This window comes from Photobacterium aquae (assembly GCF_001029445.1).
GTDB lineage: Bacteria > Pseudomonadota > Gammaproteobacteria > Enterobacterales > Vibrionaceae > Photobacterium > Photobacterium aquae.
In genome coordinates, this window is record NZ_LDOT01000009.1 from 32243 (window position 1) to 57070 (window position 24828).

A 24828-nucleotide genomic window follows, 5' to 3' on the forward strand; every position below is an offset into this window, starting at 1 on the left:
TTTATGCTCTTCTCTGAGTCTTACTGAAGGTTGTGGCCCAAGATACGCACACAGTCCCCTTCCGCATTCTCTTCGCGCAATGCCTCCAGCGATGTCCGGAGCAACTGGCGCACCATCACCTCGCTCATGTCTGGCTGCCACTCCAGCACAACGGCTTTCACCGCCACCGGCTTCTTCAATCGCTCGCGAATCGTATGGTCGCAGCTCAGGTGGACCTGCTCACTCAGTCGCTCTGCGACGATCTTAGCGCCTTCCTCGTTGGTATAAGGCAGCAGCAGGGCAAACTCATCATTGCCCTGACGGGCAAGAAAATCGCGCGGGCGGAACACCCCCCGACGCAAACCGCGACCGATACGGCGCAGCACTTCCTTGGCCTCCTGTTGACCGTAAGTCATACCGTGCTCACGAAGCGGGTCAATATAGAGCGCAACAACCGACAGGGCGGTATTCTGGCGCCGCGCAGACAGCACCTCACGCGAGAGCATCATCGAGAAATGGCGGTCATTTTGCAGGCCGGTCACGTTATCGATCAATGCAACGTTGGCCAGCTCCAGGCGCAAGCGCTGCTCTTCATAACTGCGCCAAACCGATGAGTGGAACCAGTAAAACAGGTACTCACGCACCACCACCACGATCGTCAGCCTCACCATCGCGGTGAAAAAGACCAAGGGCTGCATACTGCCCGCGACGACCATATCCGACACCATCCAGGCTGCCAGTACTGGCAACACCGCACAATAGGTCGCACTGCGGTAACTGAAAAAGCCGATCACCGCGATAATGGTAAACAAGTCACTGTACAGGGCGACCGACTCATAGCGCCCCCCATAAAGCGGCAGCATAAACAGCGCCGCCCAGCCAAGGCCGAAAATCAGCGCCATGACCGACGATATTACCTGCCAGCGCATCACCGACGGGATAAGATGGCGCAGGCTTGCCAGCAGCAATAGCCCGCCCATCACCGCGCATGCGATAACCTGCACCAGGAGTTTAGCCCCCTCGGGTTCGTATTGGCGCACGGCAAAAACCTCTACTGCCACCAGCACAAATAAAAACAGGAAAGTCAGCGAAACGAGTTTCCATCCTTGTTGTTGGCGATAAAGCTGTTGGTGCTCAAAATAGCTTTGCCCATCCATTTCAGGCGTTAACTGGCGAGGCATACGATGTTAGATCCTACGTAAAAGACAAGAAGTTAAAATTGAACGGCCATTTTACTGCAATCTTGAACCATCAATACGATTATTTTCCTGATGATCCAGCTCAGATCTTAAGTGTTAACAAATTGATCTGCGCAATTGGCAATGATAGTTTGGTAAGAAAAGGATCATGAAGTATCGCCATGGAAGATCAATACACCATCGTCATCGCCGATGACCACCCCTTGTTTCGCAATGCCCTGTTTCAATCCGTCCATATGGCAATTGGCGGCGCCAACCTGCTCGAGGCCGATTCGCTCGATACCCTGCTCGCCTTGCTTGAAAAAGAGCCGGATATCGACCTGCTCCTGCTGGATCTGAAAATGCCCGGCGCCAACGGTATGTCTGGCCTGGTTCAGCTGCGCAACCAATACCCCGACCTGCCGGTTGTGGTCGTATCTGCCAGCGAGGAAACCAGCGTAGTACGCCAGGTTCGCAGCCACGGCGCGTTCGGCTTCATCCCTAAGTCCAGCGATATGCGGGCACTGATTGCCGCCCTGAACCAAGTACTGGACGGCGAGCCGGTCTTTCCTGACGGGCTGGGTGATGACGATACCGAACTCAGCGAGTTGGCCAAACGTATCGCCGCTCTCACCCCGCAACAATACAAGGTACTGAGCATGCTCGCAGACGGCCTGCTCAACAAACAGATCGCGTATGAACTGAATGTCTCAGAGGCCACCATCAAAGCCCATATGACGGCGATTTTCCGCAAGCTCGGGGTAAAAAACCGTACCCAAGCCGTGATCCTGCTACAGCAGATGGATTTTTCCCGCTAGGTAAAAAATACCGTTTGGGGCGTTAGACCTTTGGCTAACGGCCACTTTCCCTACCTTGCCATTTTCACCGCTCTGCCTCACAAAAGCCCAGTTCAGGCGGGATATACCCGCCCCTGCGCTCGACTAAAGTTGCACAGCCTCCTCGCGCAATCATTGTTATGGTTATCTCGTAACATTTCATTAACCTGATATGCAGCGACATGAAAGGAGATAACAATGGCGTTTGAATCCAAGGAGCAGGCACAGGCCTACTGGAAAGAAAACCTCGCAACGATGGGCTCATTGCTGGCCATCTGGTTTCTCGTCTCTTTTGGAGCCGGGATCCTGTTCATCGAGCCCCTCAACAGTATTCAATTTGCAGGCTTCAAGCTCGGGTTCTGGTTCTCCCAACAAGGAGCCATCTACACTTTCGTAGCACTGATCTTTGTCTACGTAGTGCGTATGAATGCACTCGACCGTAAGTTCAACGTACAGGAAGACTAAGGGGCAATTAATGGAAATCCAAACGTGGACATTTATCTTGGTAGGCATCACCTTCGCCCTCTACATCGGCATCGCGATCTGGGCCCGGGCCGGCTCAACCAGCGAGTTCTATGTCGCCGGTGGCGGCGTCCATCCGGTCGCCAACGGCATGGCAACCGCTGCCGACTGGATGTCGGCAGCCTCTTTTATTTCTATGGCCGGTATTATCTCGTTTGTCGGTTATGACGGCGGGGTCTACCTGATGGGCTGGACCGGCGGCTATGTATTGCTGGCGCTTTGCCTTGCCCCCTACCTGCGCAAATTCGGCCAGTTCACCGTGCCAGACTTCATCGGTGAGCGCTACTACTCGAAAACAGCGCGTATGGTCGCCGTTTTCTGTGCCATTTTCGTTTCCTTCACTTACGTCGCTGGCCAAATGCGCGGCGTCGGGGTGGTGTTCGCCCGCTTCCTCGAGGTCGACATCAATATGGGGATCATCATCGGGATGGGGATCGTCTTCTTCTACGCCGTACTTGGCGGCATGAAAGGGATCACCTATACCCAAGTCGCCCAATTCTGCGTCCTCATCTTTGCCTTCCTGGTTCCGGCGATCTTCACCTCGATCATGATCACCGGCAACCCGATCCCACAACTGGGTTTGGGATCCACTATCAACGGTTCGGAAACCTATGTGCTGGATAAACTCGACGGCCTGACCACCGAGCTTGGCTTTACTGCCTATACCGACGGCTCGAAAAGCATGGTGGATGTCTTCTTCATCTGTGCCGCGCTGATGGTCGGCACCGCCGGCCTACCACACGTCATCATCCGCTTCTTCACCGTCCCACGCGTGAAAGATGCCCGTATTTCTGCCGGTTGGGCATTGCTGTTTATCTCCATGCTTTACACAACCGCACCATCGGTCGCCGCCTTTGCCCGGGTCAACATGATCGAGACCATCAACGGGCCAGAGATGCAGGGTGTCGCGGCAGAGCAGGCACCAAGCTGGGTCACCAACTGGGAAAAAACCGGATTGGTCAAATGGGAAGACAAAAACAACGACGGCAAGATGTTCTACTCAGGTGACGAGCGCAACGAAATGGACATCAACCGCGACATCATCGTGCTAGCCAGTCCCGAGCTGGCAAGCCTGCCAAACTGGGTCGTCGCCCTACTGGCAGCCGGTGGCCTCGCTGCCGCCCTGTCAACAGCAGCAGGCTTGCTGCTGGTGATCTCAACCTCAATTTCCCATGACTTACTCAAGAAGGGCTTCAAACCGAATATGACCGACAAACAGGAACTGCTCGCAGCCCGAGTCGGGGCCGCGGTAGCCATTGTCGGTGCCGGCTATCTGGGGATCAACCCGCCGGGCTTTGTGGCACAGGTGGTTGCCTTCTCGTTCGGCTTGGCCGCAGCCTCCTTCTTCCCGGCAATCATCCTCGGGATCTTCTACAAGAAGATGAACAAAGAAGGGGCTATCGCCGGTATGCTAACGGGTATTCTGTTCACCGCCTCGTACATTATCTACTTCAAATTCATCAACCCGGCAGCCAGCACACCGGATAACTGGTGGTTCGGGATCAGCCCGGAAGGGATCGGAACGCTGGGTATGTGCCTGAACTTCATGGTCTCGATTGTGGTGAACAAATTCACTGCCGAAGTCCCAGATGATGTGCAGGAGATGGTGGAATCCATCCGCTACCCGAAAGGCGCAGGCGAAGCCCATAACCACTAATGGGCAACAGAAAAAATAGTGTCGTCACAGACAAACCACAAACAAAAAACGGAGCCATTGGCTCCGTTTTTTGTCGGTACATTCCTGCTAAGGCACAGCCTTTCGGCAATGCTTCTCGCAATCAGAATAAACCTTTCTTCTTGATCTTGCGTACGTTGGCAATCTGCTCGCTCAGGTTCATCTCCGGCTCGGCAGGGGTTGCGGCCACGGCGGGTGCCGCCACGCCACTGTGCTGCATCGCACGGATCAGCTGGTTCTGGGCAGACAGCAACGCTTTCAGCTCGGCAATTTCGGCCGCCTGACTCTGCGCCTTCAGTTGTGCTGCCATATCCTTCCGGATCTGCTCGCTCAGCTCGGCAACCAAATGACCTTTCATCGAGGTCAGTGCCTGCTCCAGCGCTGCCGGATCCAACTCGGCAGTTGCCGATGCCGGAGCCTGCTGCTGCAACTGTGCCATCGCATCGGTCAGGGTCTCAGCCTGAACCTGTGCCGTCGCACTCACTTGATCACTCACCTCGGCCAACTGCGACATCATGGTCTGGCGCAACTGCACCAACTCCTGCTCGACATCAGCCGAACGCGCTGTACTGGTTGCCGCATCCTGGCCTTTGTTCGGCAAAACCAAGCCGCACATTTCCAGCTTCTGGCCCAAGGTTGCCATCGTCACATTGCTGGGTGACAACACCGTCGCCAACTGGCGCGTCAAGGCCGGGCTCAGCAAATGCAGAAACAACCCCGAAAGGTAGATATCTTTGTGCTTGTGCAGATTCTCATGCAGGGCCTTGCCCGCACTGGGGTTTTCCACCAGTTGCTTTCGCTCTTCCACCCAGCGCTGCATGATGCTAACCGCATAGCGGTCAGCATCCGAGTTCACAGGATCAAGAAATAGCGAACAATTGACCCGCTTGAGTTGGTTAGTCATCCATAACCTCTACAAGGGCTTCGGGCTCAACGTTCACATCCAGATCTTCAGCATGGTACATGCAAAGCTCGCGGGCCAAGGCCGACTGCGAATCGTTGATCAGCACCACGCGCTCACCCAAGGTTGCATACGCTTCTTTAACCGCAGGGTAAATCAATGGGGCACCGCCACCAACCAGGTAAACACGGTTAGGGTTTTTGGCAAATTTCTTCGCCTCGATAGCAACGGCATTGCCAAGCTCGGCAACCTTGTTCTCGATCTTCGTCAGAATCGCATCGATTTGGGATTCGTCGTTAACCACTTCTTTGACAAATTCCACATCGTGACGGCGCTTGATCAGCTCGTTGGCCACCAAGTAGCTCGCATCACTGTCGGCAGCGGCCAGTACTTTGCGCGCCAAGTCAGTGACCATAGATACGCCGATTTCCTTGTTGCCGTATACCGCAGACACGTCGTCGAACTCACCGACAACCACGCCCATATCCAGCGTCGTACCGCCGCAGTCAATGACCAGCGAACGGGTGAACTCGTTGCAGTTAGAGTTAAGCAGCGTAGACAGTACCGCCGGTACGCTTTCAGGCATCACCTGCACATCAACGATCTCGAACAGCTCGCCCTTGTTCAGGGAAATCTCGCGCATCAGGTTCTGGCGCTTCTTCTCGATGTTGGCTTCGTCACGCTGACAATCTTCCGGATCGTAGTACTCGGTAATTGGTAGGGTAACAACCAGTGATACAGGGCATGGCTTCAGACCGGTCTGCAGCAGGGCATGGTGTACTGCCAACAGGTTTAGGTCATCGTACTGGTAATCCACATGAGTGGTTTCCAGCGCCTTGTCCGACGTTGCATCATAGGTGTACTTGGTCGTGCCAACCGTGTAGTTGTACACCTGCTTGTCGCGGCGCAGAGCCGCACTCTTCCAATCTTTGCGGAATGAGTTTGGTGACACAATGGTCTTTAGCTGGTTGTTCTCAATCCAGCTTACCTTTACGTTGGTTGAGCCGTCATCTACTGCGATTGTCAATGCCGATACCGTCATCGTCTACTACTCTCACATTCATTCAGAGCCACAGCCCTGACAATTCATTTATTAATAAAAAAGGTGCTAACGCGAACCGCCATCGGGCTTCACACCGTAGCGCATTCTCTATCAAGCAAGGCGCGCGATTATACACCGCAGACATACGCTACGCGACTTTCAGCAACAACAAAGGAAGCATGGCCTCGTCAATCTGCAGGTGATTATTTATTAATCTATTGATAACGATGGAAACATTCTCCGTGTGACTGCGCGATCGGTGATAGCTCTGCACTACAAGGATCACATCATCATCAACCAATTCACGGGATGAACCAATTGCCATCAACGCGCCGCGCAGCATAAAGAAATCAATCACCTGTTCAGAAAATGTTTTATAAAAATCCTTCGCAGGGAAATCAGCCATGTACATACCATGCAAGAAATAGTTCACCCACACATGCGAATTTGACTCAACATAGTCACTATAATGACCTTGGTAACCTTTTAGTAAAATAGCCTGCTGGGCTTCAGCATCACACTCTGCTTGACCAAGAGTCTGATCAAGCAGAGTGTGAACCTGCTTGATTCGAGCTACGACATGCTCATAATTATCGTTAACGCCCATGGCCAATCTTGCATTATACAAACGGATCAAAAAGGTCGCATGCATATCAAGCATGGTACCGCTTTGCTCAAACATCGCCAGAAAACTGCCGTCAACAATACTGTCAATACAAAAATTCAAAGTTTGCTGGAACGCCTGCTCGTCATCTTTCTTTTCATCAAGTAACTTAAGAGTCATACCCAGCATATAGAGACGCGATTCCAGAGAAACTCCTTCCATCAACAGTACATCAACATACAATTGACGCAGTTCCTGATAATAAAACGGGGTACGGTAGACTGCTGGCTTTACTGCTGTGAAGCGGACCTTCTCACTAAACGACATCGCTGAAGGATTAAGCAGTACCTGACGGGCCGCTTCTGGGCATGACAAGGTCAAACCACGGTCAATCCGATCGCCGCGCACTGTATCTACACGCGGATAACTTTGGCAAATTTTTGCTAACCGTTGATGACCATAATGTTTATGTACATCACACAAGCCCTGAGCGTCACGAAACGGACAGAAACCTTTCTCATTAAACTTAATCATTGCATAGGCTTCAGCCATTGGAAGATTAGTCTTGGGCTTTTTGATAAATGCCTGCTGTGCCCGATCTTTAAACACGCTCTTTTCAGTAAGAAAACGGTAAGTTGGCTTATCGAAGTAAATATTCCAGCCTTGACAGCAATGATCTTCGCAACGATCAGTCGCGCAGGAAAAACGCTCGACAAACTGCGGGATTAATTCAATTTGTTTCATTTAAAGTACTGTCCATTTTATGTCGCCAAAAAGAAATAGCAGATCGCTTGAACGTCACACCGCTATTTTCTTAAAGATTGAATTAGAAGGTAAATATCACACAGCCTTTAACAGCAGCAGAGGAAGCATGGCTTCATTAACTTCCAATTTATTCGCCAATCCCTGATAAATATCATCGATACGCGAACCATGCTGACGGCTGCGATAATAAGTACTAAACACCAATGACATATCATCGATACCCAGCTCTTTACCGGCACCTATCAACGCTAACACGCCACGCAGATACACATAGTCCATCAATATCTTGCGAAATTGAGTGGCTGGCGTATCAGATGGAAAATCGGTGTCATACATTTGATAAACAAAGAAGTTAGCCCATACTGATGGATGCTTATCCATAAATGCGCTATAGCGAGTATTCAACCCTGTTTGCAGACACAGCGCCTGTAGAGCAAGATCATCACCAGCATCACTCACCCCATTTTGAATCCGCTCGCGCAGTTGCTCTGAACGACGATGAGTTTGCGCTTTATCCCTTAATATTGACCAAGCAAACTGAGCATTCAGTGACTTCAGAATAAAATCAACATTAAAACCCGTCGTTGTCGGCATCGTATCGAAATAAATGCCAATATCACCGCTCACCACCTCATCAATTATTTGAGCCAGTGCCGCCTGCTGAGCCTCTTGATCTTGTTCTACTGATTCCAGACGATTGAGCACCATACCAATGATAAACAATCGCTTGTCGAGTGACATTGACTCATCCCCCAGCAGTTGCAAAAACAAATCGCGGATGAGATCCAGATACCATGGAGGATTATAAGTCGGCGCGATATATCCTTTTTTCAGTTCTGTCGCAAACTCAAACTGCATCGCCTCTGGGTCAAGCAACACCTTGCGCGCCACTTCAGGGCAAGAGAGAGTCAGTGAGCGTTGGATCTGATTACCCCGCACGTGCGTCAAGCGCGGATAGGTTCGGCAAATTATCGACAAACGATCCGGACCGTGTTCTTTATGAACCCGGCATAGCCCATTTTCATCACGCAGACTACAAAAACCTTGCTCATCTAGCTTAATTGATGCATAAGTTTTTTGGCCTGGTGTGCGAACAAAAATTTCTTTTGCTTCGTTACGGAAAATACTCTTTTGGGTCATAAATTGATAAGTTGGCTTATCAATGTTTATCTTCCAGCCATAACAACAATTATCTTCACACTTATCAGCTATACACCTAAAATCCGAATAAAACTTTGGTGTAACAATAGTCTGCGGTGATACTACGGCGTGATTTCTTTTCATCTTAATTTACCATCACATCTAGTCGAGACACTGGCTGATTTGTTTCTGCAAAATGGCGAGCCTGTTCAAGAGCCAAGCCTTGGTGGTGTGGGGCTTGTGATTGAGATAGCTGCTGTGATCCCCCCTTACCGAACAACATTGCCAATTGAGCATCGGCCTCTGGGGTCAATACCATGATCTCGATTCGGCGGTTCTGGCCACTGGTCGGGTGCTTCTCGTCAATCAACATCCGCTCGGCCATCGCCACCACCTGCATCACATTCTCTGGCGGCAGTCCGGTGTCCACCATAAATTGGCGCGCGGCCAAAGCGCGATCACCAGACAAGTTCCAGTTACTATAGGTTTTCGAGCGGTAGTGAGTGTTATCGGTATGCCCACTTATCACCAAACGGTTCTTGATTTGCCCCAGCATCGGTGCCAGTTCGAACAGCATATCTTCAAAAAACGGCGTAATCACCGCACTGCCGCGGCTAAACATCGAATGATGATCGGTGTCCTGAATCAAAATCCGCAGACCTTGCGGAACCAGCTCTAATACCACGTTACTGCTGGCCGACAAAGCTTCCGCCATCTGCGACACCTCATTTGCCAACATACTCAACTGAGACGTTGTCAAATACTGCCCTTTAAGCATTGAGTTAAGCTGTCGACCGCGACCTGCATTGGCGGCAATTTCCCCTTCAGGCAATTGCTGATGCAAAGATGGGCCAAGGGCATTGGGCCCATTGAATTTAGACTGTACAGGGTTTTCAAACGGCGAGGCCTGGCCACCAAAGTCAATAGGAAACGGGCTGTTGCGAATATCAAACAAGTTATCCATGCTGTCGAACACGCTACTATTCTGCAGCTGATACTGGATCTCCTCCCGCTCTTCCTGAGAGGCGATCTCCATGATCCACAACACCATAAAAAAGGCCATCATCGCAATAGCGAAGTCGGCGAAGGCAACCTTCCACGCCCCGCCATGCGACTCATCGTGATGGCCGCCTTTTTTCTTTTTGATAATAATTATCGGGTGATCGTTGGCCATACTTACCCCTTGGCTACCCAGCCTTCCATCTCGGAAAACGACGGCTTGTACTCGGTATGTAGCACTTTACGGCCAGCATCCAATGCCAACAAGGTTGGCTTGCCCTGAACCTGAGCCACCAAAATCGCCGCAGCCATGTTCAGTGCCATCATCTCTTTTTTAACCTGACCAGCCATGCCCGATGCCAACGGCTCGAACACCCCGTAGGCCATCAGTACGCCGAAGAAGGTACCCACCAGTGCCGCAGCAACCTTCACCCCAATCAGGGTCAGCGGGCCACCGATATTCTGCATAGTTACCACAATACCCAATACCGCCGCCACGATACCAAAGCCCGGCATTGCCTCACCCACTTTGCCCATCGCCTTCGACGGGCGCAGCAAGTCTTCTTCCAGAGTATGTAGCTCCACTTCCAATGCCGCTTCAAGATCATGATGGTTCATTTTGCCCATCGCCATCATCCGCAGGTTATCGGTGATAAAACTGAGCAGGACATTGGAATTGGCGATTTCAGGATAACGATTGAAAATATCGCTACCCGCTGGATTCTCGATATGGTCATCAAGCTTCTTGATACCGTCTTTACGGATAATCTCCAGCAATTCAAACATCACTTCCAACAGGGCTTTGTAGTAATCCTGACTGTAGCCTTTACCCATCAGCATCTTGATCCGAGTTAGGATATTCTTGATCACATACGATGGGTTGGAAATTACCAAGGCACCAATAGCGGCCCCGAGAATAATAATAAATTCAGCAGGCTGCCACAGGGCTGCCATTTTGCCGGTCGCCATAAGGTAACCGCCGGTTACACTACCAAAGACGATAATAAAACCAAGGATCGTTTGCATTGTTGCGCTCCGTTACGCTGATTCCCGCCAATCAGCCAGCAAAGAATTTAGCGTTTTAAGTGCCTTACTGTGGATCTGACTGATACGGGCTTCCGTCACCTCAAAGGCCAAGGCTATTTCTTTAAGATTCATTTCATGTTCGTAATAAAAGGTCAGGATCAGCTGCTCGCGCTCGCTTAACTGGCTCAACGCCCCCTTCAATGCCCCTTTGAGCGCCTCGCGCTCATGGGAGTGACACTGAAAGCTCAGGCCGAAGAACTGCTCCCCGCTCTCCATCACCGCTTCGAAACTACCAAGGTGTTCAGCCTCGTTATCCAAACGGCGCTGCTGCACTTCCTCGAGGGGAATGTCCAGCGCATCAGCGAGCTCCCGCTCGGTCGGCGTCCGCCCCAGCTTGCGGCTGAGTTGGCGTTCATGATCCCGCATCTCGTGACCACGCTGGCGGGTCCGGCGCGAACGCCAGTCCATCCGCCGCAGATCATCGAGGATCGCCCCTCGGATCCGCTGCACTGCTATCCGCTCCAGAGCCTCGCCGTCAAGCTCGGCATGGCGGCGGATCACCTCCAGCAATGCCACCAGACCGACCTGCTCCATGTCTTCAAGGGTCATCAACGACGTCACCTGCGCCGTCATATGACGACACACCCGCCTAACCAAACCGGCATGGCGACGAAGCAAGCCTTCTTCTCGAGCCCGATCGACCGCCTGCTGGCTTTGCTGATAGGCCATCAGCCCTTCTTGAGCCGGGGAAATAAGCGCGCCTTGCACACCGCCTCCTTACTGGATAACCATTTTGGTGATCAACACCTTGTCAAGGCCGCTACTGCCAGCCATGCTCTGCATCACATTACGGATATCAGTCAATAGTTGCGCCTCGAGAGCCGGAATTGCATTCTGAGCAGTTAAATCCTCATAAGCTTTCTGGCTCACCGCAGAAATCACCGTGTTACGGATCAACGGGGTGTAATCGGTAAGCAAATCCATCTGCGCTTGGTCATAACCCATAAGGGCGATTTCCAGCATCAGATAATGCAAGTGCTGATCACCCTGCACACTGACCACAAATTTGGTCATAGGCTGGAAAATCGGCTTTTTGACCCGTACCGCCGCTCCTTCCGCAGCCTGTGCCTGCTTGAGTGCCACAGTATTAGCCTGCGACTGCTGCCACCAGAACCAACCACCACCACCGGCAAGGGCTAGAACCAGCACAGCAACGGCTGCCAACACTAATTTATTATTTTTTTTTGGTTGAACATCTTCTGTCATATCACTACTCACAGGCCAGCCGAATGCTGGCCAACGTTAAGGGTTACACCATAGATTCAAAACGTGAACCCAGCGTATAGGCAGGGATTGACCCCATCGCCGGCACAATATCATTCGTCGCAATCAGCTCTTCGTCCGCTGAAGGCTGCTGCTGTGATTGGTTCTGCTGCTGGGTGCCACTCGACACCGACACATCTACCAAGTCCATATTACTCATGCCGAAATCCATCCGCAGGCGGTCAGCGTTAGCCGCCAACGCCTCGCGCAACTGGGGGTGGGCGGCAGTGAAATGCACACTGGCTTTATCACCATCAACCCGCACCGTCACCTCAAGCCGACCCAACTCTGGCGGATCGAGACGAACATGCGCTTTTTGCAAGTGATCCTGACTGCTCACGCTCATTCGCGCGCGCAGCTGTTCCACCAAATCACGCCCCCAGTCCGGCTCGCTGACATCCACCTGGGCCTGCCACTGCTGTGGCAGGGCTTCACTACCCGTTGCCGTCATCGCGGTTGGAGTGGGTGCAGCCCCTGCCGTCGGCATTGCCGCCGGAGCAAGCACCATTGGTTGGCCATTAGCCTGAGCCAACAGTTGCCCCAATGACTCAGTCAGCTGCGGTGTATGGCTGGCTGGCTGAGCTGGCACAGAACTGGCCGCCGCGGCTAATGACTGCGGCATAATCGTCACCTCGGGCTGAGCCTGACGACCTATCAAGGCAGCCTCTGTGACAGAGGTCGCCGCCATACCATGACTTGGCTGAGCCATTAAACTATTGGCCTGAAATGCCAATGGTTTATTACCCACTGTTAACGGCTGGCTGGCAACCAGTTCCCCTTGCGGCAATGACTGACCCAACTGGGCCACGACTCCTGTCAGCGCCTTCGGCAATGCACCTTGCTGCGCCTGAAGCTCAAGCTGCTGCAATGCCTGCTCGGGATCCGGCTGAGCCGCCAGCCACTGGGCCAGCATGGCTACCAAATCGGCCTCGTCTCCCTGAGCCTGACTTTTTCCCTGCAGCCACTCCTTGATTAATGCCTCACGATCAGGTCCCGCCATCTGCGCGGCATCATCGGCCTGAGCCTGAAGGTTTTGCTGTTCAGGCTGGGACTGAGTGGCTGAGTTATCCCCTTCACGCAAAACTTGCTCAAACGACGATGCGCTATCGCTATTGCCCTGACCTGCCTGCACCGAGGCGGGTGCCGCGCTGTTCGGCACGGCAGGGGACGAGGATACAGAAACTTGCATAGTAATTTTCCGTTACTGGTGTTGCAAATAGGCCAGCACCCCTTCGCGGTTGCCGGCCTGTTGAGTAATTTGACGCTGGGTCGCTGCCTTTTCGGTTTCTCCAGCTGCAATCATTTCACTGTAAAACGCATTGAGCTGACGCAGTTGGTGTTGAATATCCGGCTCGGAGCGGCGTCCCTGTATTTTTGGCAGAGCCTGTTGCAGCTTGGCATCAAGCTCGGCCAGCTGATCCCAGTTTCCGGCATTCAGGGCCTGTTGCATCCGCATCAACATCGCCGCCAACTGCTGATCAATACGGCTCACAGTAGGTCGCTTCACTGCGCAGCACCCACTTTGACATTCTCAGGCTTGAGCACCACCCAACCTTCGAGAATATCAGTAATCAAGCGAGTGACTTCATCGATCCCTGCCACATCGTTATTAATATTGGCTTCGAACAGACGACGACCGCAGTAATCGTACAGACGGAACATCTCCTGGGTCACTTCACCGCCCTTCTCTTCGTCGAGCACCGAGCTCAGGCCGTTAAGAATGTCGAGGCACTTGGAAATGGTCAGCCCCTTATCGGCTATCTGGCCTCGCTCCATAAAACCACGAGCGCGGCTGAGGTTATCCAACAAGCCTTCAAGCAGCATTTGGATCAAACGGTGCGGGCTGGCAGAGGCCGCCTGGGCATTATTCTGGGCATTTTGGTAGGCACCCAAGCCTTCTTGGTTCATCATGGTTCTATCTTTCGTATTCTATGATTTGACGCGTATTTTCCAAACTACAAAGCCGGGTATCGCTACCCGGCCAAAAACAAGACTTACATCAACATGCTGATCATCATGTTCTGGGTCTGGTTCATCTGAGCGATCTGGCTATCCATCTTGGCATAGTAATCACGCAGCGATACCGTCTTGGCCTCCATCCGAAGATCAAGCTGTTCACGCTCTTCAATAATGCGCTTATTATCTGCATCCAAACGGTCCTGACGAACATCAAACAAACCACCGTTTTTATGGTAATCATCAAGCACCGTCAGCATATTGGTCATCATGCCCGGCTTGCTGTCATCCAGCGGATCACCCATGAACAAGTTGGCGATTTCATTGAAGTTATCTTCCAGCGCCTTATCCATCTTGGTCTGGTCTATTTCCAGTGTGCCGCTGACGGTAGTAGTGATCCCCAACTGCGAAAGCGTTTCCAAACTCGAGGCACTGTATTCAGCCGAAATCACTTCGCGCAAGCGCGACACCATAGAGCGCACACCGGCATCACCAGATAGAGCCGCAGCTTGCTCTTCGCTCGACTTGGTGTAGGTGTTGACGGTTTCCATCACCTTGTTGTAGCTGTCGACAAACTTCTTGACCGTGTCCTTGACCCCGGCCTCGTCGCGAGCCACCTTAACGGTTACCTTACCTGGCTCTTTCAAGGTCAAGGTCAAACCGTCGAGTACATTTTCCATCTTGTTGGTGGCAGATGTCAGCTCAATCGCACCGTTAATCGGTTTACCATCAGCATCTGTTTCACCCAACACTACCTTGGCGTCTTTGGCGGCCTGAAGGGATGTTCCCATATCAGTAATTGTCGGCGGCGGCATCACCACATTGCCGGTATCATCCAGCTTGACCGCTGTCATCCCCGTCACAGATAACATCTGGTTAGCATTAGCCGTTCCGGTATCTTTGGCATTGAGCACCATGGTCACCTTGCCATCGGTCTGCACCAGCGAGACCTTGGCACCATCGGCATTCTCATGGTTATTGAGCGCTATCTGCACCTCTTCAATTGACATCCCATGATTGTTCAGGCGATCAATTTTCTTATCGAATTCGGCAACGCCCTTGTCAAAAGCTTCTTGGGCATCTTTGTCTTCAGCCAACTTGGCTTTGGCTTCGTCTTTCCAATTCGGGTTTTTCGCCGGATCAGTCTCGATATTGTTCTTGTTGGCAATATCAGTCAGCTTGTCGTTAATATAGGCGTCTTTCTTATCCGCCTGCGCCTGGCTGAGCTTTTGCTTTTCTGCCGCAATATCCAGCGTGACTTCACCCTTAGGGGTGGTGTACTTAATCACCCCTTGCGATAGCAGGCTATCTTTCTCGACAGTCAGCAACTTATCACGCCCCGCCTGCGCCAACTGGGTCACGTTGAAGTTATATTCACCGGCCATTGCCCCAGCGCCAACACTGGCACCGAGTACATCGCTGTTACTCAACTCCGATTTCAGCTTGTTAAGCTCAGTGGCGGAATTCAAGTCTTCCACTGTATCGCGAAAGCTGTTGATAGTATTCTGAATTTCTTTCAGCGCATCCATCTCAGCTTCGTTCATCGCCTCTTGGCGGTTGAGCTGGTTGTCTTTCGGTGCCCGCTCGGCGGCAACAATCACCTCGATCATGGCATTAAAATCGAGACCTGAACCAATACCTGTCATAAACATACGGCGTTCTCCTGTCATGGCCCGGCCGAGCTAGCTCACACCTTACGTGACACTGCTAGAGCCAACGGCATAATAAGCAAAAAACATACCATTTATTTGAATGACTGCCATTCAAACAGTTGGGTGTTTTTCTAAAAAAAAAAAAGGGAATTTTTAAGACGTCAGATAAAAAACGAGCGGAAGTAAAACTTCCGCTCGGAAATGAAAATCGATAGGAAGAATCGATTAACGCAGTAGCTGAGAAACCATGCTTGGCATCTGGTTAGCCTGAGACAGTACAGTGATACCAGCCTGCATCATAGTGTTCTGCTTAGTCATGTTTGCAGATTCAGCAGCGATGTCTGCGTCCATGATTCGACCTTTAGCTACAGACATGTTTTCTGCGATGTTGCCTAGGTTGTTAATAGTAGACTGGAAGCGGTTCTGCGTAGCACCAAGTTCAGCACGAACAGCCCCCACTTTATCAATCATCAAATCGATATTTGTCATTGCTGAACCAGCTTTATCTTCTGAACCAATTCCATCGGCCAAAGTGGTTGTTTTTAGATCATCGCTTTCTAGAGTAACATTAATTACGTTTGGATCAGATACTGTAGCATTAATACCCGCGGCTTTTGCCTTACCCTCAAAATCTGACAGGTCATATTTCCCATCAGTTGCTGTTAGACCAGATAAATCAGGCTTACCATCTGTATCAACTAATCCTTCAAGAGCTGTGGTAAAATCAGTCCCTTTCTGTGCTATAGCAATGTTAGCTGCATCTAATTTTACTTGAATTTTACCTGATGCTGTTGAAACAACCCCTGTGATGCCGTATTTATCAAGAAATGCATTAGCATCATCTTCTGTAGCGAACGCTGTATCAGTGGCTGTATTTGCTGTCAGACCATCTAACTCCGTCAACTGCGTTTTGTCAGCCGTCACTGCTGCTTCATCCGCAAATCCAGCATCTGACATTGCGCTTGAAATAGCCTCTTTTGCTTGAGACTCACTTAAAGCTGTCATATCAACAGTTTGAACATCTGCACCCACTTGGAAGTTCACACCATCGCCACCCAACTTATCAAACAGCTTCTCGCCTTTACCGTAAGTGGTTGTATCAATGATACGGTCCAGTTCTTTAGTTAGTGCTTTAAATTCTTTATCCAATGCATCACGGTCTGATTGCGAATTAGTGCCGTTCTTAGACTGTACCGCTAGGTCACGCTGACGCTGCAGGATGTTAGTGAATTCCTGTAGCGCACCTTCAGCAGTCTGTGCCATAGAGATACCGTCGTTAGCGTTACGCTTAGCAACGTTCAGACCGTTAACCTGAGAAGTCATACGGTTAGCAATCTGCAGGCCAGCAGCGTCATCTTTTGCGCTGTTGATACGTAGGCCAGTAGACAGGCGCTGTAGTGAGCTGTTAAGTGAGCCCTGAGTGTTTAGCAGGCTACGCTGCGCATTCATTGATGCGAAGTTAGTGTTGATTGTCATTGACATGGAACGATTCCTCTATATAGGACTAACATCTCCCGGCTTGATTGCCGGCGGTTAAGCTTTTGCTATTTCCATCAAGCGACCCCCTAACCTGTTCACTTAACCCTTTTTCGCATTTTTTTTTCATGACACTGTTTTTTGGAAGCAAGACAACAGATTTAAACCAAGCAGGGTGACGAGCCAAACAGAACGATATAGAAATACGCTACAGGCATACCCGTTATTACGGAAAATGCCACCCCAAAGCGAATCTCACCCGAACATACCAAATGAACACACAAAAACAGCAACAGTTCGGATCACGTGACAGCGCAAAGAACAAAACAAAAGGGCGAGGAACAATAAAGAGTGATCCCCTTTCTTATTCCTCGCCCTTTGGCGTTTATTTTTACACTACAGATATAAAGTGCGCGTTATACCGCCGGTTCCAGCAGTGCCACGACGTTGTGGCGGGTCGCGTTAGCTTGGGCCAACAAGGTCGGTACTGCGTTGTCGATCAGTAACAACGACACGTCTTCCGGCGCCTGCAACCAGCTGGCCTCGATGCTGCCATCGCTGTTGATCACACCAGACTTGGCGGTAATGCTACGAGAGACCTCTTCCAACTGCTGAACTACAGCCTGCTGCTGTTTCTCGATCTGCGCCAGCGACTGAGCCACCTTCTGCATCATCCGGTCGATATCCGCCAGTGCCTTGCGGGTTGACTGCGGCTTGCCGAACTCTAGCTGTTGCGGTTCAACCTGGCCCTTGTCGCGGTTTTCCACCTTGGCCTTGACCGGGCTGCCCGACGGCAAAACTTGGCCGCCCCCTGACATCCAAACACCACGGCGGATTTCCGGCCATGCCTCTTTCGGGGCCGTAAAAGACAGATCGCCGTAGCGGTCGACCCCAACCTTGATATCACGCGGAGCAAACGCCTTATCCAGCACTACCGCAATTTCATCCGTCGAATGGTGCGATTCAATCTTGGCGCGCACCGAAGAAGGTTGGCCTTCCTCAAATTGGAACCGCAAGATCTCGTCTTGCTGACGCATGGTATTCAGACGCATGCCTTTGATCGAGAACTGCTCGGTCTGGGTGTCACCATCCAACTTAGGGGTCAAATCATGGTGCAACACCGCTTCACCGCCGTAACTGGCTTCTCGGGTCAAACGAACCAGTTTGCCTTTGAGTTGGTGCAACGACTGTTGGAGCTGGTCTTTCTTGTTTTCCTGCGCGTTCAGCGAACGGCGAGCCATGTTACGCAACTGACCCAACAAGCTGTTAGCTTCTTTGAGTGCCTGCATGGCACTTTCGGCCTGAGCGGCCTGACGGTGGGCGCGAGAGGTTTGCACCAGCATACTGGATGTATGCTGGTTGCCGGCTCCCTGACGCCGCGCCGAATCTTCTTTCTTTTCCACTACCCGCGAAAGCGGAGCAACCGGCTGCTGGCTCGCAACCCGGCCAAGCTGGGTGCTGTCACCACTGCGCAGGGTACCGGTGCTGGAATTAATATGGTTAACCAAAGGTGCCTCGCCTATCTTGCTGTGCGATTACATCAACTTAAACAATGAGAGATTCTGGATCTTGCTGTAGGTCATCTGAGTTGCCTGCAATGCGGCCATCTGGGTATTGAGATCCAAAATGGCCTCACTGTAATCCAGATCTTTAACCTCGCTGATCATATTCTTATTAAGCAGCTTGTTGTCCTCATGGGCACCATCAACACGCTCTAGCGAATTCATATGACCACCCACCGCAGTCATCACTTTGTTGACCGAGTTCTGGGTTGATTCAATCGAACCTTGGGCACTAGTCACGGCACTCGTCAGGCTGTCACCCGCTACCGCCGGATCGCGCAAATCTGTCACCAACTGATCCAAGGTGTTGAATATATCATCACCACCATTAAAAAACATAGAATCAGCAGTCTGGTTAGCAGGTACCGTCATCGATTCGTCAATGCGAACCTCGCGCTGATCACTGTTACCGTTGTAGACATATTTACCTGTCGCCGGATCTTTGGCTATCGGTTGAGTATCGGTCTTGGTGCCAGAGAACATGTAATCACCGTTTGGTGACTTACTGTTGGCAATATCCGTTAGCTGATCAAGCAAGCCTTCCAGCTCGGTGGCGATCGCCTCGCGGCCTTCCATCGTCGAGTTGCTGGCATTGAGGATACTGTTGGTCAGCTCCTCAACCCGCAGCAGGGCATTGTTGCTGGCATCAATATTAGATTCAGTTTGAGCCAAATCCCCTTTGAGGTTGGCAATGTTTTTCTGGAACTGGTCAATGGTTGCCTGTTCGCGGTCCAGCATCATCAGCTGGACCGAACCTAGCGGATCGTCAGATGGCTTGAGCATCTTCTCGCCGCTGTTAAGCTGAATAAAGGCCTTGTTAACCCCGGTGGTCGAGGTCTGCATGCTGGTCAGCATGACATCATTAAGTTGGGATGTACTTAGACGCATTGCAGCCTCCCGTTAGCGGAACATAGACATAGTAACATCGAACAGCTGCTGAGCTGTCGAGATAACCTGGGCATTAGCCTGGTACATCTGGGTATACACCATGATGTTGGCTGCTTCCTCGTCAAGGTTCACCCCGGCAATCGCATCGCGGTCACCCTGAGCCTGCTTGACCAACGACTCTGACGACTTGGCATCCGCCTCAAGCTGGGCGGTCTTGATCGCCCAGTCACCGACTAGGCCTGTGTAACCTTCGTAAATCGACTTGCCGTTCAGGCGACCAACCGCATCACCGTACTTCTCCTGCTCTTCAGCAGTCAGTTTGGTCAAGTCAACGTTCACCGATGAATTGCGCAGATCATTAAGCGCTTCAAGGTTTTCGCTGTTACCCGGTTCATCGGCTTTTGACGAGAACGCCAATTTCTTCGGATCATCCACCAGCAAAGTCAGGTTCTTGGCCGCACCGTCAATCGAATCAACACCACCGAACACCGCTTCGCCAGCATCACCGTTCAAATCGAAGCCCTTGGTGTGAGTTTCATTGAACTGGGTGGCAAAGTTATAGGCCATTACATCCAGCTGGCGCTGGAGATCTTTCAGCTCACCATCACGGTAATTCATCAGGCCGCCGATGGTACCACCTAGGTTATCGTCGATCGCCAGTTCTGAATTACCACGCTGCAAAGTCAAAGTACCATCGCTACTTTTCTTTAGCTGGCTGGCACTGGTGCCGTTCACCAATGGCTGGCCACGATCGAGCATCAGGCTCACGGTACCGTCATCATTGTAGGTAGTGTTGACATCCATCATGCCGGAAAGCTGCTTGATCGCCTCGTCACGGGTATCCAGCAAGCTGCTGACATCCTTGCCGCTGGCCGAGTTCGCCTTGATGCTTTCGTTGAGGCTAGCGATGCTGGCCATCAGCGTATTAGCGTCAGAGATAGAGGCATCCAGCTGACCATTGACCTGATCGGCTTGGTTTTCCAACTGGCTGCTCAGGTTATTGAAACGCTGAACCATAGACTGGCTCTGGCTGATAATACTCTGGCGGTGGGCAATGTCCTGCGGGGCTGTCGATGCTTCACCCAGTGCCGCATAGAAACGGTCAAGACCCGTGTTGACACTGGTGCTGTCGCTGTTGAGCAGCGATTCGGCCTTCTGCATGTACTGCGAGCTGATGGAGTTGTAGCCCCACGAACCGCGCTGCTTGTAAATCTGCTGGTTAAGGTAGTTGTCAGCCATGCGCTCGACGCTCGTCACGCCGACACCAGCGCCCATGCTACCGCTGACCTGAGCACCAAAACCGACCCGCTGACGGCTGTAACCCGGGGTCAGGACGTTGGTGGTGTTGTGGGCGGTCACAGACAGCCCCGCGTTGGATGCATTCAGGCCGGACAATCCGATATTAATTAGACTCATTGTTCTTCTGGATCACCTAGGTTATTGATGTGCTCAGCCAGCGGGCCAGCCGACAGCGCCCAGTTTTGCACTGGGCTGAAAGGATGTCGGGCGACCGGCGTCTGCGCCAAGCTGTTTTCAGCTTGCGGCGCCAAGGCTGTTCCTTGTCCAGTAATAGCGACCAATTGCGACTGCGGCTTAAATGCTTCGTGGTGCCCAAGTTGCTTAACTAGCATATCTGAAATGCCTAGGCTCTTCTGGCGACTCATTTCTATCGCTAGCTGGCTGTCATACATCGAACGGTAGAACTGCTGCTGGCGGCTGTTGAACGGGTTGTCGTCGCTCTCGTCCTGCAAGGCCTCGCTGGCCTGCCGCATGTGTTTGAGCACGCTTTGCAAGAACACCGCCTCAAACTGTTCGGCCGCCTGCTCTAGCGCCTGCTGCTGATCCGGATTGCTCTTGATCGCCTGCAGGCTCGACATATCGTTGTAGAGGGGGGAGTGGTTCTCAAATTCAGATACTTTCATCCCGTTGGCTCCTTACAGCACAATGAGTTCGCCCTCAAGGGCTCCGGCTTCGTCCAAGGCGATCAGAATCGACATCAAGTCGGTCGGCGATGCCCCCAAACTGTTAACGGCATTAACAATGGTCTGCAGCGAGGTCGTGCCTTCGCTCTGCGGCCAGATAAACACCTTACCGCGCTCTTCATCGATACTCACATCCGACTCAGGCGTGACAGTTGTATTGCCGCGACCAAACGCATTTGGCTGGCTCACGTTGGATTTCTCCATCACGCTAACTGTCAGGTTACCGTGGCTGACCGCTGCGGTATGCACGCGCACTTCCTTGCCGACAACAATGGTACCGGTCCGGGAGTTGAACACGACCTTGTCATATTCCTTATGCGGTACGATATCAACATCCTCCAGCATCGCCAGAAAAGCAACGCGCTGGCTCGATTCATGCGGTGCCAGAACTTTGATTCGAGCATGGCTTTCTGCTGTTGCGACACCAGGGCCAAACAATGTGTTAATTTCACGCTCGATTTTACGCGCCGTGCCAAAATCCGGGTCTTTGAGGTTCAGAACCAGTTCCGAAGAAGTTTGGAATGATGACGGGATCTCACGCTCAATGATTGCGCCGTTTGGGATCAGGCCCGCGGTAGGAATGTTAATTGTCACACCGCTGCCGCTGCTGCCCTGGGCGTTCACACCGCCTACCACCAGATTACCTTGGGCCATCGCATACACTTGGCCGTCGACACCTTTTAGCGGCGTCAGCAACAAGGTGCCGCCACGCAAGCTCTTGGCATCACCAATTGACGATACTGTAATATCCAGCGTCTGGCCCCTGCCCGCCAAGGCTGGCAAGGTGGCATGTACCGCTACCGCAGCCACGTTCTTCAGCTTGGGATCGTCTTTCGCCCCAAGCTGAACACCAAACTGGCTCAGCATGTTCTTGACCGACTGCGAGGTAAACTTAGTCTGGCTCTTGTCACCGGTACCACTCAGGCCCACCACCAGGCCGTAGCCCACTAGTTGGTTCTCCCGTACCCCTTGGATATCAACCAGACTCAGCAATGGGCGGGCTGCGGTCATAGCCGGGCTGACCAGCAATGTCAGCGCGAGCAATAGTGTCTTTTTCATCAAATTGGGAACCATGAACTGTTAAAGAACCGCGACAACCAGCCTGCCTCGTTGGCACTGGCCAAGGCACCACGGCCTGAATAGGTAATGCGCGCATCGCCAAGGCGCTGGGATGATACCCGGTTGGTGCCGTCAATATCATCAACACGCACCAATCCCGACAGGCGGATAAACTCATTGCCTTGGTTTAGCTTGAGCCATTTCTCGCCGCGAATACGCAGCACGCCGTTCGGCAGCACTTCCTGCACCATCACGGTGATATTGCCGCTCAGCGAGTTCTGCTGGGAGCTCGATGAAGAACCGGCAAAATCCCGCTCGGCATCAAGCGCCATCTGGCCTTTAGGGTAAAGCGTACCAGCCAGTGTCGGTGCCGATACCCCTACGCTGCTGGTTTTGCCGAAGCTGGTACCAGCCTGCTTGCTTGAACGGGTCTGCTCGTTAAGCTCAACCGTCAGGATATCGCCGATACGGAATGCACGACGATCCTGAAACAGCGCCATCCCGTAGTTGGCACTGAACAAACTGCCGTCAGGGTCAACCTTGTATGCTGGAAAAGCCATATCAACTTCATGCTCTTCCGGCTGGCTGTCTACAATTTCCGATACTGGGGCAATACAGCCAGACAAAAGCATCGCGAGCGCCAGTAGTAAAATCTGTCTCATATTGCCCCTGCTATTACATTGACTGGCTGACAAACTGCAGCATCTGATCCGCGCTTGATACCACTTTGGCATTCATCTCGTAGGCACGCTGGGTCGTGATCATATTGACCATCTCTTCCACCACGCTCACGTTAGAACCTTCCAGGGTATGCTGGCTGATCGCACCAATGCCGTCTTCACCGGCAACGCCCTCGATCGCCGCACCTGACGAACCTGTTTCGCTAAACAAGTTACCGCCTAAAGCTTCTAGGCCTGACGGGTTGGCGAAGTTCACCACAGTGATCTGGCCAATTTCCTCAGGATCTGTATTACCCTGAGTGGTAATGGTAACCATACCGTCGCTACCGACCGTAAACGTCTTGGCATTGGCTGGCACTTCGATACCCGGGATCAGCGGCATACCCTGGGCATTCACCAGCGCGCCTTCTGAGTTGCGGTGGAACTGGCCGTTACGGGTATAGCCCGTCGTGCCATCAGGAAGTTCTACCTGGAAGAAACCCTGACCCATAATTGCCAAGTCCATTGCTTCCTGAGTGTTCTGGTAAGCGCCGGTCTTCATCAGCTTCTGAGTACCCACGACCCGGACACCGTTACCCAGCTGAAGGCCACCCGGCACTTCGTTCTGCTGGTCGGCCATCGAACCCGGCTGCTTCTTCATCTGGTAGAACAGATCTTCAAATACCGCACGGTCTTGCTTGAAGCCAACCGTGTTGACGTTAGCCAGGTTGTTCGAAATAACCTGCATTTGGGTATCTTGCGCTGCAAGACCCGTCTTACTTACCCATAATGCTGGGTGCATAGTGAAACTCCTAATAAGACAGCAGCAGGCGAACCTGCTGCTGGACATTCCCGCAACAACGGTTAGCTGCCACGAATAATTCTATTACCGGCGGTTGCCAGCTCTTCAGCCGTTTTCATCATCTTGACTTGGAATTCGAAGTTCCGAGACAACGTGATATTGCTGACCAACGCATCAATCGCATTGACGTTACTGCTCTCTTGGTAACCCGAGGCAACCGTCACCGTATCATCGGCATCGGCGTTGCCCTGGCCAGCGAGACGGAACAAGCCGTCTTCCGCCTTGTACAGGTTGCCAGCATCCGGCTTGACCAGCTTGAGGCGATCAACTTCCTGCACCAAGCCACCGCCCTGCGGGACGATGGAAATCGTGCCATCGCTACCCACGTCTAGGTGAGCAAACTCCGGCAGAACAATCGGCCCACCAGTACCCATCACTGGACGGTTACCTAGCATCAGCTCGCGATCGGCAGTCAGGTGGAAATTACCCGCCCGAGTATATGCCTCGTCATTCTCGCCAGCCTGTACCGCAAAGAAACCCTGACCGCGAATGGCCATATCAAACGGGTTATCAGTACGCTGCAAGGTACCTTCCGAGAAGTCCGTACCACCGGCACGGGCTGCCACCAAAGCTCGGGTATCAAACCCTTCGCCGTGAACCTCTACCGTATCGGCATGTTCGATATCAGCACGGAACCCCGGCGTATTAACGTTGGCAAGGTTGTTGGCGTGAACCTGCTGCGCCATCATGGTGCGGCTGGCACCCGACATCGCAGTAAAGATCATCTTATCCATCGGCTAGC

Annotated in this window: 25 protein-coding genes; 3 read left to right on the forward strand and 22 right to left on the reverse strand. The window is 52.2% G+C overall.

What is annotated here, in order from left to right; all coding sequences use genetic code 11:
* Nucleotides 1–20: 20 nt before the first annotated feature.
* Nucleotides 21–1160, reverse strand: coding sequence for a GGDEF domain-containing protein (locus ABT56_RS08120; protein ID WP_047878382.1), 1140 nt, complete (start codon nt 1158–1160; stop codon nt 21–23).
* Between the two features lie 179 nt (nt 1161–1339).
* Between ABT56_RS08120 and ABT56_RS08125 the strand changes: the two genes are divergently transcribed.
* The 3 genes from ABT56_RS08125 to ABT56_RS08135 all read left to right on the forward strand — a co-directional run bounded on the left by ABT56_RS08125 (nt 1340) and on the right by ABT56_RS08135 (nt 4172).
* A complete protein-coding gene (locus ABT56_RS08125; protein WP_047878383.1) occupies nt 1340–1975 on the forward strand; it encodes a response regulator in 636 nt (211 codons plus the stop codon).
* A gap of 216 nt (nt 1976–2191) precedes the next feature.
* Nucleotides 2192–2458, forward strand: coding sequence for a DUF4212 domain-containing protein (locus ABT56_RS08130; RefSeq protein ID WP_047878384.1), 267 nt, complete (start codon nt 2192–2194; stop codon nt 2456–2458).
* Between the two features lie 10 nt (nt 2459–2468).
* Nucleotides 2469–4172, forward strand: a complete 1704-nt coding sequence (locus ABT56_RS08135) for a sodium:solute symporter family protein (protein WP_047878385.1) — start codon at nt 2469–2471, stop codon at nt 4170–4172.
* 121 nt (nt 4173–4293) lie between these two features.
* On the opposite strand, the gene ABT56_RS08140 is transcribed toward ABT56_RS08135, so the two are convergent.
* The 21 genes from ABT56_RS08140 to ABT56_RS08240 all read right to left on the reverse strand — a co-directional run bounded on the left by ABT56_RS08140 (nt 4294) and on the right by ABT56_RS08240 (nt 24820).
* Complete coding sequence (locus tag ABT56_RS08140; protein WP_047878386.1) at nt 4294–5094, reverse strand: hypothetical protein; 801 nt, start codon at nt 5092–5094, stop codon at nt 4294–4296.
* On the reverse strand, nt 5087–6118 hold the full coding sequence (parM, locus tag ABT56_RS08145; protein ID WP_240478281.1) for a plasmid segregation protein ParM domain-containing protein: 1032 nt from the start codon (nt 6116–6118) through the stop codon (nt 5087–5089). The genes ABT56_RS08140 and parM overlap by 8 nt, the downstream gene beginning before the upstream one ends.
* Nucleotides 6119–6281: 163 nt before the next feature.
* The gene (gene fliB, locus ABT56_RS08150; protein WP_047878388.1) at nt 6282–7481 is read right to left on the reverse strand and encodes a flagellin lysine-N-methylase; all 1200 of its coding nucleotides are present in this window, start codon (nt 7479–7481) and stop codon (nt 6282–6284) included.
* 96 nt (nt 7482–7577) lie between these two features.
* Nucleotides 7578–8786 carry a flagellin lysine-N-methylase gene (fliB, locus tag ABT56_RS23215; protein WP_157037803.1) on the reverse strand — a complete coding sequence of 403 codons (1209 nt, stop codon included), beginning with the start codon at nt 8784–8786 and terminating at the stop codon, nt 7578–7580.
* A 1-nt stretch (nt 8787) separates the two neighbouring features.
* The gene (locus ABT56_RS08160; protein WP_047878389.1) at nt 8788–9816 is read right to left on the reverse strand and encodes a flagellar motor protein MotB; all 1029 of its coding nucleotides are present in this window, start codon (nt 9814–9816) and stop codon (nt 8788–8790) included.
* Between the two features lie 2 nt (nt 9817–9818).
* Nucleotides 9819–10667, reverse strand: a complete 849-nt coding sequence (gene motA / locus ABT56_RS08165) for a flagellar motor stator protein MotA (protein WP_047878390.1) — start codon at nt 10665–10667, stop codon at nt 9819–9821.
* A 12-nt stretch (nt 10668–10679) separates the two neighbouring features.
* Complete coding sequence (locus ABT56_RS08170; RefSeq protein ID WP_240478282.1) at nt 10680–11435, reverse strand: FliA/WhiG family RNA polymerase sigma factor; 756 nt, start codon at nt 11433–11435, stop codon at nt 10680–10682.
* A gap of 9 nt (nt 11436–11444) precedes the next feature.
* Nucleotides 11445–11933 (reverse strand): flagellar basal body-associated FliL family protein, encoded by a 489-nt coding sequence (locus ABT56_RS08175; RefSeq protein ID WP_047878391.1) that lies wholly within the window; start codon nt 11931–11933, stop codon nt 11445–11447.
* Between the two features lie 43 nt (nt 11934–11976).
* Nucleotides 11977–13179 carry a flagellar hook-length control protein FliK gene (locus ABT56_RS23220; RefSeq protein ID WP_053062417.1) on the reverse strand — a complete coding sequence of 401 codons (1203 nt, stop codon included), beginning with the start codon at nt 13177–13179 and terminating at the stop codon, nt 11977–11979.
* 12 nt (nt 13180–13191) lie between these two features.
* The gene (locus ABT56_RS08185) at nt 13192–13497 is read right to left on the reverse strand and encodes a hypothetical protein (protein WP_240478283.1); all 306 of its coding nucleotides are present in this window, start codon (nt 13495–13497) and stop codon (nt 13192–13194) included.
* On the reverse strand, nt 13494–13901 hold the full coding sequence (fliS, locus tag ABT56_RS08190) for a flagellar export chaperone FliS (protein WP_047878392.1): 408 nt from the start codon (nt 13899–13901) through the stop codon (nt 13494–13496). The genes ABT56_RS08185 and fliS overlap by 4 nt, the downstream gene beginning before the upstream one ends.
* 83 nt (nt 13902–13984) lie before the next feature.
* Nucleotides 13985–15598 (reverse strand): flagellar filament capping protein FliD, encoded by a 1614-nt coding sequence (fliD, locus tag ABT56_RS08195; RefSeq protein WP_047878393.1) that lies wholly within the window; start codon nt 15596–15598, stop codon nt 13985–13987.
* Between the two features lie 225 nt (nt 15599–15823).
* A complete protein-coding gene (locus tag ABT56_RS08200) occupies nt 15824–17080 on the reverse strand; it encodes a flagellin N-terminal helical domain-containing protein (protein WP_047878394.1) in 1257 nt (418 codons plus the stop codon).
* A gap of 410 nt (nt 17081–17490) precedes the next feature.
* On the reverse strand, nt 17491–18582 hold the full coding sequence (locus ABT56_RS08205) for a hypothetical protein (RefSeq protein ID WP_047878395.1): 1092 nt from the start codon (nt 18580–18582) through the stop codon (nt 17491–17493).
* Nucleotides 18583–18609: 27 nt separating this feature from the next.
* Entirely contained in the window at nt 18610–19524 is a 915-nt protein-coding gene (gene flgL, locus ABT56_RS08210) for a flagellar hook-associated protein FlgL (RefSeq protein ID WP_047878396.1), read from the reverse strand.
* 12 nt (nt 19525–19536) lie between these two features.
* The gene (flgK, locus tag ABT56_RS08215; RefSeq protein ID WP_047878397.1) at nt 19537–20940 is read right to left on the reverse strand and encodes a flagellar hook-associated protein FlgK; all 1404 of its coding nucleotides are present in this window, start codon (nt 20938–20940) and stop codon (nt 19537–19539) included.
* Nucleotides 20937–21446 carry a rod-binding protein gene (locus ABT56_RS23225; RefSeq protein ID WP_053062418.1) on the reverse strand — a complete coding sequence of 170 codons (510 nt, stop codon included), beginning with the start codon at nt 21444–21446 and terminating at the stop codon, nt 20937–20939. The genes flgK and ABT56_RS23225 overlap by 4 nt, the downstream gene beginning before the upstream one ends.
* A 12-nt stretch (nt 21447–21458) precedes the next feature.
* Entirely contained in the window at nt 21459–22565 is a 1107-nt protein-coding gene (locus tag ABT56_RS08225; RefSeq protein WP_047878398.1) for a flagellar basal body P-ring protein FlgI, read from the reverse strand.
* Nucleotides 22565–23227, reverse strand: a complete 663-nt coding sequence (gene flgH, locus ABT56_RS08230; protein ID WP_047878399.1) for a flagellar basal body L-ring protein FlgH — start codon at nt 23225–23227, stop codon at nt 22565–22567. Before flgH ends, ABT56_RS08225 begins: the two co-directional genes overlap by 1 nt.
* A 13-nt stretch (nt 23228–23240) precedes the next feature.
* Nucleotides 23241–24026: a flagellar basal-body rod protein FlgG gene (gene flgG, locus ABT56_RS08235; RefSeq protein WP_047878400.1), complete on the reverse strand. Its 786-nt coding sequence runs from the start codon at nt 24024–24026 to the stop codon at nt 23241–23243.
* A gap of 62 nt (nt 24027–24088) precedes the next feature.
* Nucleotides 24089–24820 (reverse strand): flagellar basal body rod protein FlgF, encoded by a 732-nt coding sequence (locus ABT56_RS08240; protein ID WP_047878401.1) that lies wholly within the window; start codon nt 24818–24820, stop codon nt 24089–24091.
* Between the last annotated feature and the right edge of the window lie 8 nt (nt 24821–24828).

Excerpts from the sequence above, each read along its gene's own strand:
- flgL (WP_047878396.1), bottom strand. The coding sequence starts at position 19,524 with ATGCGTCTAAGTACATCCCAACTTAATGATGTCATGCTGACCAGCATG.
- ABT56_RS23220 (WP_053062417.1), bottom strand. The coding sequence starts at position 13,179 with ATGCAAGTTTCTGTATCCTCGTCCCCTGCCGTGCCGAACAGCGCGGCA.
- ABT56_RS08200 (WP_047878394.1), bottom strand. The coding sequence starts at position 17,080 with ATGTCAATGACAATCAACACTAACTTCGCATCAATGAATGCGCAGCGT.
- ABT56_RS08240 (WP_047878401.1), bottom strand. The coding sequence starts at position 24,820 with ATGGATAAGATGATCTTTACTGCGATGTCGGGTGCCAGCCGCACCATG.
- flgK (WP_047878397.1), bottom strand. The coding sequence starts at position 20,940 with ATGAGTCTAATTAATATCGGATTGTCCGGCCTGAATGCATCCAACGCG.
- ABT56_RS08125 (WP_047878383.1), top strand. The coding sequence starts at position 1,340 with ATGGAAGATCAATACACCATCGTCATCGCCGATGACCACCCCTTGTTT.
- flgG (WP_047878400.1), bottom strand. The coding sequence starts at position 24,026 with ATGCACCCAGCATTATGGGTAAGTAAGACGGGTCTTGCAGCGCAAGAT.
- fliD (WP_047878393.1), bottom strand. The coding sequence starts at position 15,598 with ATGTTTATGACAGGTATTGGTTCAGGTCTCGATTTTAATGCCATGATC.
- ABT56_RS08225 (WP_047878398.1), bottom strand. The coding sequence starts at position 22,565 with ATGAAAAAGACACTATTGCTCGCGCTGACATTGCTGGTCAGCCCGGCT.
- ABT56_RS08130 (WP_047878384.1), top strand. The coding sequence starts at position 2,192 with ATGGCGTTTGAATCCAAGGAGCAGGCACAGGCCTACTGGAAAGAAAAC.
- ABT56_RS08120 (WP_047878382.1), bottom strand. The coding sequence starts at position 1,160 with ATGCCTCGCCAGTTAACGCCTGAAATGGATGGGCAAAGCTATTTTGAG.
- ABT56_RS08135 (WP_047878385.1), top strand. The coding sequence starts at position 2,469 with ATGGAAATCCAAACGTGGACATTTATCTTGGTAGGCATCACCTTCGCC.
- ABT56_RS08140 (WP_047878386.1), bottom strand. The coding sequence starts at position 5,094 with ATGACTAACCAACTCAAGCGGGTCAATTGTTCGCTATTTCTTGATCCT.
- ABT56_RS23225 (WP_053062418.1), bottom strand. The coding sequence starts at position 21,446 with ATGAAAGTATCTGAATTTGAGAACCACTCCCCCCTCTACAACGATATG.
- fliS (WP_047878392.1), bottom strand. The coding sequence starts at position 13,901 with ATGATGAACCAAGAAGGCTTGGGTGCCTACCAAAATGCCCAGAATAAT.
- flgH (WP_047878399.1), bottom strand. The coding sequence starts at position 23,227 with ATGAGACAGATTTTACTACTGGCGCTCGCGATGCTTTTGTCTGGCTGT.
- fliB (WP_047878388.1), bottom strand. The coding sequence starts at position 7,481 with ATGAAACAAATTGAATTAATCCCGCAGTTTGTCGAGCGTTTTTCCTGC.
- ABT56_RS08175 (WP_047878391.1), bottom strand. The coding sequence starts at position 11,933 with ATGACAGAAGATGTTCAACCAAAAAAAAATAATAAATTAGTGTTGGCA.
- fliB (WP_157037803.1), bottom strand. The coding sequence starts at position 8,786 with ATGAAAAGAAATCACGCCGTAGTATCACCGCAGACTATTGTTACACCA.
- ABT56_RS08160 (WP_047878389.1), bottom strand. The coding sequence starts at position 9,816 with ATGGCCAACGATCACCCGATAATTATTATCAAAAAGAAAAAAGGCGGC.
- motA (WP_047878390.1), bottom strand. The coding sequence starts at position 10,667 with ATGCAAACGATCCTTGGTTTTATTATCGTCTTTGGTAGTGTAACCGGC.